Origin of the sequence: Serratia sp. Ag1, from assembly GCF_000743355.1 — a bacterium.
In the GTDB taxonomy this organism is placed as follows: domain Bacteria; phylum Pseudomonadota; class Gammaproteobacteria; order Enterobacterales; family Enterobacteriaceae; genus Chania.
Window position 1 is genome coordinate 41,987 of record NZ_JQEI01000031.1, and the last position, 10,338, is coordinate 52,324.

Annotated in this window: 8 protein-coding genes; 2 read left to right on the forward strand and 6 right to left on the reverse strand. The window is 50.0% G+C overall.

Annotated elements, in window-relative coordinates; genetic code table 11:
- Positions 1 to 48 precede the first annotated feature (48 nt).
- The 6 genes from IV04_RS18810 to IV04_RS18835 all read right to left on the reverse strand — a co-directional run bounded on the left by IV04_RS18810 (position 49) and on the right by IV04_RS18835 (position 6,513).
- The gene (locus IV04_RS18810) at positions 49 to 960 is read right to left on the reverse strand and encodes a LysR substrate-binding domain-containing protein (protein WP_037404124.1); all 912 of its coding nucleotides are present in this window, start codon (positions 958 to 960) and stop codon (positions 49 to 51) included.
- Positions 961 to 1,058: 98 nt separating this feature from the next.
- Positions 1,059 to 1,778 (reverse strand): LuxR family transcriptional regulator, encoded by a 720-nt coding sequence (locus tag IV04_RS18815; protein ID WP_037404123.1) that lies wholly within the window; start codon positions 1,776 to 1,778, stop codon positions 1,059 to 1,061.
- Between the two features lie 155 nt (positions 1,779 to 1,933).
- Positions 1,934 to 2,965 carry a hypothetical protein gene (locus tag IV04_RS18820; RefSeq protein WP_037404122.1) on the reverse strand — a complete coding sequence of 344 codons (1,032 nt, stop codon included), beginning with the start codon at positions 2,963 to 2,965 and terminating at the stop codon, positions 1,934 to 1,936.
- Positions 2,966 to 3,069: 104 nt separating this feature from the next.
- On the reverse strand, positions 3,070 to 3,591 hold the full coding sequence (locus IV04_RS18825) for a hypothetical protein (RefSeq protein ID WP_037404121.1): 522 nt from the start codon (positions 3,589 to 3,591) through the stop codon (positions 3,070 to 3,072).
- Between the two features lie 20 nt (positions 3,592 to 3,611).
- On the reverse strand, positions 3,612 to 5,864 hold the full coding sequence (locus tag IV04_RS18830) for a TcfC E-set like domain-containing protein (protein ID WP_037441222.1): 2,253 nt from the start codon (positions 5,862 to 5,864) through the stop codon (positions 3,612 to 3,614).
- Between the two features lie 154 nt (positions 5,865 to 6,018).
- Positions 6,019 to 6,513, reverse strand: a complete 495-nt coding sequence (locus IV04_RS18835; protein WP_037404610.1) for a CS1 type fimbrial major subunit — start codon at positions 6,511 to 6,513, stop codon at positions 6,019 to 6,021.
- Between the two features lie 1,069 nt (positions 6,514 to 7,582).
- Here IV04_RS18835 and IV04_RS18840 point away from each other — a divergent pair.
- Positions 7,583 to 8,077, forward strand: coding sequence for a CS1 type fimbrial major subunit (locus IV04_RS18840; protein ID WP_037404611.1), 495 nt, complete (start codon positions 7,583 to 7,585; stop codon positions 8,075 to 8,077).
- Positions 8,078 to 8,306: 229 nt separating this feature from the next.
- Positions 8,307 to 10,338 (forward strand): TcfC E-set like domain-containing protein (locus tag IV04_RS18845; protein ID WP_051916860.1); only part of this gene is annotated, 2,032 nt, incomplete at its 3' end.

A 10,338-nucleotide genomic window follows, 5' to 3' on the forward strand; every position in this document is an offset into this window, starting at 1 on the left:
CGGAATGTAGGTTGCCCTTGGTTCGCACCGCGCATCTAGTTGCCCGTATCAGCTCCAGACATGATTTTCACCAACCGCACGCAGCTCATTCATCAACTTTTTTGCAACCAGCGTCAGAGGGAGACGTTGCGAGTAAATAAAGTGATAAGTGGCATCCGGCAACGGCTTTTTAAGCGGAAGCATACAAAGATGATCTTTTAAATAAGGTACTTTTAACATCTCTTGGGATGCCACGATCAAATAATCAGCGTCGAAAACCATTTGCAGCCCTGCGGTGAATGTATCACCTCTGACAACCGTATAGGGATGGTGCGGCTTGGGGAACAACAGCGGAGTTAACTGGCTGTGATAGCCCTGATTCTCCCCCGGTAAATACCACTTTGCTTCTTCCAGTTGTTCCAAAGAAGTGCACTGAGCCAGAGGGTGTTTCTTGCGGGCCAGCACACAAAAGGAGGTCGTGAAAAAGGGCTCGGTAATAAAATCGCTGGGTATTGCCTCGGCTCCTGTGGTGCCAATAGCAAAATCCAGTTTGCCTTGCCGTATGCCAGACAGCAGCTCAGGAGGTTGCCCCTCCGTGAGATAGATATTCACCTGGGGGAAGCGCTTCTGAAAGCGTTTAATGGCCGCAGGCAGCATGGCGAAAAAGGGCAGCGAGGAGCTGCCCAATGCGACGCTCCCGCGCGATGAATAGGTCACCTGTTCCACTTCATTGACGGCCCGTTCCAGCTCCCTCAGGATAAACTGGATACGGGGTTCCAGTAATTGCCCGGCCTCTGTCAGCACGACACCTTTCGGGCCACGTACCATCAGCGAGGTACCCAATGTGTTTTCAAGTTCATTAATTGCCCGTGTTAATGCGGGTTGTGCCTGATTCAAGGTTTTCGCGGCAGAGCGGAAACTGCCGTGCTGTATAATAGACTCGAATATTTGCAGTTGACTTAATTTTGGCAGGTGTTTCATAAATACTATATATTTCTTACTTTTATTGTTTTTTAATTAAACTTAATGCTGTTTTTATCGGCATTCCATAATGGTTTGTTTAGGGTTTTACTGGCTTTTTATTCGGCCATGTTTATGCATTCAGGTGGTTCTATTAATTCCCCCTGTTTTTTAGGTAAACAAGATTTACTCTGTGTATCAATTTTTGCTACCCGACGATATCTTGACGTTACCGCAGGAATCGAACATTGCATAAATATAGGATGCAGAGAGGGTAAGCCCAATTTTGCCAGAGCGGCCCGTTTGTAGTGGCTCACTGTCTTAATGCTTAGCCGCAATTCATTGGCTATCTGTATTGGTGTTCTGCCACTTAATAATCCATTTAACACCGACAACTCACGTAATGAGAGTGAAATATTGGCATTAATATCTTCTTTAACGCCATTAAAAACATTATCTAACACTTTCTGTATTTGCTTTAGCGGACTAGAGATATCCAGTATTGCGCTGATATTGCCATTCCTGGAAAGATAGTTGCTTAAAAATTCCGTATGCCTGCCATGGACAAGCAATAACACCTTTGTTTTTGGGTGTGTTATGGGTAATGTGTTAGATATAAAGTTAATTAATGGTGCCAGGTTGTTTTCTTTGCCGTTCAAGGCAAGGATTAAAATATCAATACCTGATACGGAAACACAGTATTCCTTACACTCCTCCAGGGTTTTAAACGTTACGAGCTCGGTTGGTTTATTCGTGTAAAGAGAATGATTAAATAATGTCTCAATACCAATGGAAGTAAAGTGACAGGGAGATTGAATGACAATTTTTCCCTTACGCATAGATATCCTTTTAAATTGCTAGTAAATATAAAATATGGGTTAAACATCACTTCAGCAGAGAGAGCTCTGCTCGAAGTGACTTGAATATACTCGTCATACTTCAAGTTGTTCGTTCAGTTACCGCGTTACTCGAATGACTTCGGTTAGAGATGAATTTAGGCTTTTGGCGTGATCATAAAATTTAATGTGTCGGTATGCATGCCCGCTTGGGTGGTTGCATTCTTGAACAGATTGATTTTTGGCGTCCAGCACATTTCGCTGCGTTTATCGACGCTGCTGGGCAACTGTGAGAGCGTAATGTAATTAGCGGCAGTGGCCGGGAAGTTAAAGTTATTGCCCGTCACCCCGTCATTACTCACTAGTTGCAGGTTATACAGCAACTGGCTGCCGTTGCTGCCATTCAGGGCAAACAGGTTGCGCCCCCCTTGCGAGCTGTAACTGTTGCTGACGCTCAGGGCATAGCTATTAGCCTTAACCTTGTCGGTGAGATAGTTCACGCACAGGTTGTTACTTGCCACGGCATTGATCGTAGCCGCATAACCGTTGCCCGCCACCGAAACGTCTGGCAGGTCACCCACGTCCGCCGTCCCTAATATCCATTGGGCCGTTTTCAGCGTGAATTTGGGGTCTGAATTGATCAGATCCTCCCTTGGGGGTGCGATCGCCGTAGATGAACCTGCCAGACAGCCTGTTGTCCTGCCAGGGACGGCAAAATACCATCCCGAGATAGTTTGATCCGGGGATACAAATCTTGTATCTATCCTGAGAGCCGGGTAAATCAAGGGGTTGCTCATATCGAACCTGACCTTGACAGAACCTGTGACGTTCCGCAGTACGGACCCGAACGGTGGTACGATCGCTATCCCGCCATCACTCTGTTTGATGACTTGCGCGTTACCTAATGTTAACGCGAGCGTAAAGTCTGCCACTTGCAGCGGTGACGGCGTGACAGTTGGCATCGTTTGTCCACCGATGAATCCATTCACTGGGATCGGTATACCGACATAAATTATGTTGAGAGTCTGAGTTGTAGGAAAGTTATCTGCAACAAAATTAAATGAACCTTCCCAGATGCCATTACCAATCTCGGTAACCAGGCAGTTACTGATGTTGACAACTGCTTGAGCGCCCGTCATACCCAGCAGACCTGAAGCACAAGCCAATACAGAAAAAATCTTCGTTTTCATTACACATTATCCTCTATGTTTGTGGAAACCCGTTGCCGGGTTCGCTATTTACCATCGGTCACACCGGCCTCATGCCAGACCGACCTGCCAGTAACGCGGCAGCCTTAAACCTGAACTTCAAACAGCAGTACCAGCTTGCCCAGGTAATTGCCTGAGATACTGCCCAATACCCCTTGTGGCTGAAGTGCGCTCAAAGACAGCAGATAACTGCCACTTGAGGTGTCGCCGACCAGCGGCGGATTGCTGAAGGCAACCGGCGTGGTACTCAGGGCCTGCAGTGATGTGGGCGTGCTGCCAAAGCTCACCTGCTCAGTGGTGAATGTCAGTTCGGGTTTGGTTTCATGCGTCAGCACCAGCGGGTTCACCAGCGACACCGCAAAATTGCGCTCGTTACGGATGCTGACCTGCACCGGCACCTGGGCCTGGTAGCAGGTGGTGTCACTGCCTGTGCTGTTGCTCAGCGTAAGCGTGTCGTACCAGCCGCCACCGGGTTTTTCTACGGTGATCTTTGGCATTTGAGTCAGGGTAATGCTGACCGGTACGCCGCCTAATGGGGTATCTGCTGCACTTACCAGACCCACCCACAGCAGTAATAGCGTGGTGAGTGCCTGTTTCCAATGGTTCATCTGTGTTCCTGTCATTTGTTTTAAGCCACCACACAGGTGTAGTAATTGTCTTTTGGTTTGGTCAGGTCACAGCGATAGCGCCCCTGTTTGCCGCTCACGGTGATTTCCTTCAGCAGCGTCGAAGACGCCAGCGAGAACAACCCGTTCGGATAAACCGTATCGCCACTCTCCTGCAGCGTCCCGCTGACCGGTGCACCCTGCGAGTCCACCAGGAAACCGTTGTACAACAGGTTCATGCTCACCTCTGCTTTCACCGGGTATACCTGGCCCGGATGGGCGCGAACCACGTTGGCCGGCAGGCGGATATTCATATCCATCCCGCTATCCACCGTTTGTGCCCGCGCAAAGGTTACGTCCTGGTAGCTTGCCAGCGGCACGGCATAGGTGCTGCCCCCACCTACCGGGGTGCCTTCTACCTTGAAGCCGTATTTCGCCTCCCCCAGCTTCGGCGTGGTCACCAGCAGGGCGGCACCGCTCGGGCTGGTGCGCCCCAGCGCGATCCCGTCTTTGCTGACAGCCAGCATGCCGTTGTAGTTGAAGCTGCCGCTGGTCACGTCATTGTCCACCCCGACCCGCACAGAGGCGTCCCCGCGGGTGCCGCTGCGGCGAGCACTTAGCCCCACGGCGTTGGTGCGGCCTATTTCGCTGAAGTCCACGCCCGCGTAGGTGGTGCCAGTGCTGTCCTCAAACTCGCGGCTGTAGCTGCCACCGGTATGGAGCTTGCCGCCGTAATACGCAGCGTTCAGCGTGCCGGTATTGCGGTCCAGCATGATGGTGGTATTCAGGAACAACCCGTAATTGTTGTTACTGTCGTTAAAGCCCCCCTTCTGTACCCCGGTGGAGATCACCGCCCAGACCCCATTGCCGCGCCAGTTCCAGGAGCTCTGCAACTGGTGACGTTCGCTGTTGGCAAAACGGCTGTAGTTGTAGCCCAGACGGGTAGGACCAAACTGACGGCTGTAGCTGAAGGTGGTGCTGTTACTCGCCGGGTACAACGTGGAGACGGCCGTATTCTGGTACTGCGACGCCGTCAGGTAACCCAGTTGCTGGTTGCCTGCCGTCAGGCTGGCATAGCCCCCGACGTGTTTTTCACCGGCCATCAGCCCCACAGTCGGGGTCACGTCCACGTCGGCCACCTGCATCGGCCGGGTCAGGTTGTGCTCCATGGCCCAACTGTTGCCGCTGCCCTTGAGCAGGGCACTGCTGGCGGCAAACCAATCGGTCTGGAAACTGGTCCCCATATTGAGCAGGGTACGTTTGGTATCCAACTCCTTGCCGAGCGTCAGGTACCAGCCGGTACCGCCGCCGTAGTTGATGTTGGCAATCTGCTGGTTTTCGGTGCTGACTATCCGGCCGCTGCGGTTGATCAAACGGATCTCCACACTGTAGAACCCGCCGGGCAACTGGTTGTAATCAATCTCGTTGCGGCCAATCACCGCCGGTACGCGGCGGATCAGGCGGCCATCGCGGTAAAACTCGTAGTCCCCCTCGGCAGTGGCAAACAGCACCATCTTGCCGGCAGACTGGTTGTCGAGTTCCAGGTTTTCCTGGCTGCCCAGGGTGACGAACTGGTCAAAGCTCGGGTTCAACGACGTGTTGACGCTGCCCGCAACGTTGTCGCGGCTGTCCTGGCGGCCACCGCGCAAGTAGGTACTGGCGAAGTTCTTTTGCAGATACCAGGTACTGACGCCCTGATCGGTAGTATGAACGTCGTAATTCTGGCTCTGGTTATAGTACCAGTTGAAGTAACCATAACTCTGGGCAGGTAAACCCAGGAACCCTTGGCCGAAGGCGGAAACGGCCTGGTACTCGTTCGAGGCGGTACGCACATCCAACGACTGGTTATGAATAAAGCCGAAGCTTGTCTGTGGTTTTACATAATGTTGGCTACCATTGGTAATGCTCAGCGACTGTTTGACTTTATCCAAAGAGACGAACTGACCATCAACCGTGTAATCACAACCATTGGGGCAAACCGCATAGGGGATATTGGCCAGCACCTTGTTGAGCAAGGCGATCTGCTCGGTGGACACCCCATTCTGGCGGTAGAGAGCCTCATTGAAAGAAAGGCGGTTGTCTTTTGCTGACCAACTGATTGGCCCTGGTAGCGGTTTACTGTCGAGGGTGGCAAGATACTGTATGGAGGTATCTTGTTCGGTATCGGAAAAACCGGCAGGAACCTGATATTCGATCTGGGTACTCTCTGCATATGTCGCGGCTGATGGCGCCAATAACAATAAGCCGGTTGCCCATCCTGGGATAATTTTTTTCATGATGGACAACTCCAAAATAATGTTTATTAAAAACATCAATAAAAACCAATAGCAAAAAAAGTTTTTTTGTTATTATTCTCTATTGTTTTTTAGTAATAATTAGGGTTATAGAAATAACCCTAATTACTTAATTAAAAGCGATAATTAAAATATATTATGCTTTTGGTTCGAACAGCATCACCAGGTCACCTTGATATGCGCCGTTGGTTGAACCTGTTGCGTTGGTTGGCGCATTGGCAGTGATTTTCAGCGTATAGGTGTTGTCATAGCCCCCCGGTGCTGTGGTGGTCTGAGTGATTTTCAGAGGTGTGCCCTGAGCAACTGCTTTACCCGCGAAGCTAACCGCAACGTTAGACAGCTGAGCACCGTCAGCACGCGCAACAGTCAGTGGCTGTACCAGAGAAACATTCACTTCGGTGTCAGTGGTGTAAACACGCACTGGCAGATCGTTAGAAGCGAATGAAGTCTGGGTGTAGTCTTTGGCGAACAGTTCTTCTTTGTCATACCAGGTGCTGCCGTCTGGCTTAGAAACAAAGATGGCATCATTGATATTTGCGACAATAGTAATCTCTTTTTTGATACCAGCAGCGTGAGCCATACCGGTAGACAGAACAGCAGCAGCGACAACAGACAGAAGTGTCTTTTTCATTACGTCTTACCTTTTAAAATTTAACTTATTTGGTTTGGGGTATTTGCCTGCTAAACTTAATGCGATTAAATTTTTTCAATATATTCATCATGCTTCAATTTTCATAAGGGGTGACTTTTTTAATCAGTCCATTTGTGGGTTTCACCACATTGGGCCGTCGAGTCGCCACCTTTTTGCAAATTGAATTTTTCAGTCTATATGTGAAGAAAACCATTAAGTATTAGAGGTAAATTTAATTAGACATAGAAAGGGGGGTATAATTAAGCCACTAACTAAATCAGTAGGGGGAATATAAGATTATTCTCTGTTTATGTAAATCCAACATTTTTTTATCCGTCATGCAAAAAAATTATACCATAGTGATAAAAGATATTTTTATTTAATAAAAATCAATTAGTTAAGTTTTTTTGTTGTTTTGCTATGCCGTGACTTTATTAATCTTATCCTGATTTTCTGTTAAACCGCATTTATTTTATGGGAATAATGGTATGGTTGCTCCAGGTTTTCAACAATTGTGCCGTAACGCCGTGACCTCTTGCATGCCAAATCTATCCAATCGCCCTTGACAAGAATGACTTTAAATTAAGATTTTTCTCATTTGTGTGTGTGATATCGAGCCCTTCCTGGCTGGCTGCTTCCGAATCACCGGTAACAATTTCACCGATTGAGATATTTCAAATTACTTGGGTACTGCCTGCGTTACCCGACCCAGGTCGGGCCCGCTCCTATGGGTTAGTTCTTGTTGCCAACAAGTAACTTGAATTATTTGGCATAGAGGTTCTAAATCAACTAACTCCACACACGATTAGTCATTTTTGTTATCAATGATAGAAAATCATTAACTCCCCAGACCCAAGGAAAAGTCTTATATTAGTCTCCGTGGTTAAGGGGCTTGCTGATTGAAGTTTTTCTGTCGTGTCTGGCTTCTTTGTTGACCATAAAAAATAAATCTTGGTTATCATCCTTTATTGAGCTGGCAAGCCATTTGATGATGGTTATTGACTATGTTCAGTACTGGATTAAAACGTTTCTTAATGAATAAGATCGTCTTGAAAAAGGAAAAGTAATAATGAAAAAGATTCTTCTGTCTGTTGTCGCTGCTGCTGTTCTGTCTACCGGTATGGCTCACGCTGCTGGTATCAATAAAGAGATCGCTATTGTTGCAAATATCAATGATGCCATCTTTGTTTCTAAGCCAGACGGCAGCACCTGGTATGACAAAGAAGAACTGTTCGCCAAAGACTACACCCAGACTTCATTCGCTTCTAACGATCTGCCAGTGCGTGTTTACACCACTGACACCGAAGTGAATGTTTCTCTGGTACAGCCACTGACTGTTGCACGTGCTGATGGTGCCCAGCTGTCTAGCGTTGCTGTTAGCTTCGCGGGTAAAGCGGTTGTTCAGGGCACGCCTGTGAAAGTCATTCAGACCACCGCTGCACCAGGTGGCTATGACAACACCTATACGCTGAAGATCACTGCTAAAGCGCCAACCAACGCCACAGGTTCTACCAACGGCGCATATCAGGGTGACCTGGTTATGCTGTTCGAACCAAAAGCATAATATAGTCGCATAATATTCTTTATTGAACATTATTCATTTAATAGGGTTGCTTAGGTGACCCTATTGTTTAGGTTTTTTGCAATACATTTAAGTTTAATGTGTTTACAGTGCAAATAGCCGTTTTTTAATTTGCTGCGGAAAACATCAATAAAACAAAATTGTTTTATTGCAAATAATATTAGGTTAATAACCTTTGACGTTAATTACTTCTTTATAGAATGGAATCTCCATGGCCAAAGTTATCCCAGGATGGGCAACCGGCTTATTGTTATTGGCGCCGTCAGCCGCGACATATGCAGAGAGTGCCCAGATCGAATATCAGGTTCCTGCCGGTTTTTCCGATACCGAACAGGATACCTCCATACAGTATCTTGCCACCCTGGACAGTAAACCATTGCCAGGGCCGGTGACCTGGTCGGCAAAAGACAACCGCCTCTCTTTTAATGAAGCTCTCTACCGCCAGAATGGGGTATCCACCGAACAGATCGCCTTGCTCAACAAGGTGCTGGCCAATATCCCCTATGCGGTTTGCCCCAATGGCTGTGATTACACGGTTGGTGGCCAGGTTGTTTCATTGGATAAAGTCAAACAGTCACTGACCATTAGCGATGGCAGCAAACGGTATGTACAACCGCAGACCATGATGGGATTCATCCATAACCAGTCGTTGGATGTGCGTACCGCCTCGAACGATTACCAAGCGGTTTCCGCTTTCGGTCAGGGTTTTATCGGTTTACCCGCTCAGAGTTATGGTTACTTCAACTGGTATTACAACGAAAACCACAACTACGACGTTCATACTACCGATCAGGGTGTCAGTACCTGGTATCTGCAAAAGAACTTCGCCAGTACCTACTTGCGCGGTGGCCGCCAGGACAGCCGCGACAACGTTGCGGGCAGCGTCAACACGTCGCTGAACCCGAGCTTTGACCAGTTCGTGACCCTGGGCAGCCAGGACAACCTCAAACGAGACAACCAGTCTGCCGGCAAGATGGTACTGTTTGCCACCGCTGACGGGGACTACGAGTTTTACCGCGATGGCCGCCTGATCCGCCGCGTACCGGCAGTGATCGGTCGCAACGAGATTGATTACAACCAGTTGCCCGGCGGGTTCTATAACGTGGAGATCCGCCTGGTTAACCGCAGCGGTCAGGTGGTCAGCACCGAAAACCAGCAGATTGCCAACATCAACTACGGCGGCGGTACCGGCTGGTACCTGACGCTCGGCAAAGAGCTGGATACCGAGCACACCCTGTTCAATATGGGGGCCAGTTTCCAGACCGCCTGGTTTGCCGCCAGCAGTGCCCTGCTCAAGGGCAGCGGCAACAGTTGGGCCATGGAGCACAACCTGACCCGACCGATGCAGGTGGCCGACGTGGACGTGACCCCGACTGTGGGGCTGATGGCCGGTGAAAAACACGTCGGGGGCTATGCCAGCCTGACGGCAGGCAACCAGCAACTGGGTTACCTGACGGCGTCGCAGTACCAGAATACGGCCGTCTCCACGTTGTACCCGGCGAGTAACAGCACCACCTTCAGCTACAGCCGTCAGTTTGGTCCTACCCGTCTGGGCTACAACTACAGCCGTTTTGCCAACAGCGAACGTCACCAGTTGCAGAGCTCCTGGAACTGGCGCGGCAATGGGGTCTGGGCGGTGATCTCCACCGGGGTACAGAAGGGGGGCTTTAACGACAGTAACAACAATTACGGGTTGTTCCTGAATACCACCATCATGCTGGACCGCAATACCGGCACGCTGAACGCTGCGTATTACGGCGGCAAGCTCCATACCGGTGGCAGCTACAGCCGCGAGTTTGAGGACAGCACCGGCACCACCTACGCGGGCGTGGACTTCAGCGAAATAGGCCGCACCAACGCCGTGGGGCTAAGTGCTCGCCGCAGCGGCACCCGCGGGGACGCCTCTGTGCGGGTCGGGGTGGACAATGACGTGACCAGCGGCAGCTTCAACTACAACGGCATGCTGGCTGCCAGCAAAGACGGGATCGCGCTGGGGCGCACCAGCCCGAGCGGTGCCGCCCTGCTGGTGACCACGCCGAAGCTGGGGGAGGCGAAATACGGCTTCAAGGTAGAAGGCACCCCGGTAGGTGGGGGCAGCACCTATGCCGTGCCGCTGGCAAGCTACCAGGACGTAACCTTTGCGCGGGCACAAACGGTGGATAGCGGGATGGATATGAATATCCGCCTGCCGGCCAACGTGGTTCGCGCCCATCCGGGCCAGGTTGTAGTGGATCACAAAATCA

Bases quoted from the DNA above. Each gene is read 5' to 3' on its own strand.
- IV04_RS18810 (WP_037404124.1), bottom strand. From the start codon at position 960: ATGAAACACCTGCCAAAATTAAGTCAACTGCAAATATTCGAGTCTATT.
- IV04_RS18820 (WP_037404122.1), bottom strand. From the start codon at position 2,965: ATGAAAACGAAGATTTTTTCTGTATTGGCTTGTGCTTCAGGTCTGCTG.
- IV04_RS18830 (WP_037441222.1), bottom strand. From the start codon at position 5,864: ATGAAAAAAATTATCCCAGGATGGGCAACCGGCTTATTGTTATTGGCG.
- IV04_RS18835 (WP_037404610.1), bottom strand. From the start codon at position 6,513: ATGAAAAAGACACTTCTGTCTGTTGTCGCTGCTGCTGTTCTGTCTACC.
- IV04_RS18825 (WP_037404121.1), bottom strand. From the start codon at position 3,591: ATGAACCATTGGAAACAGGCACTCACCACGCTATTACTGCTGTGGGTG.
- IV04_RS18840 (WP_037404611.1), top strand. From the start codon at position 7,583: ATGAAAAAGATTCTTCTGTCTGTTGTCGCTGCTGCTGTTCTGTCTACC.
- IV04_RS18815 (WP_037404123.1), bottom strand. From the start codon at position 1,778: ATGCGTAAGGGAAAAATTGTCATTCAATCTCCCTGTCACTTTACTTCC.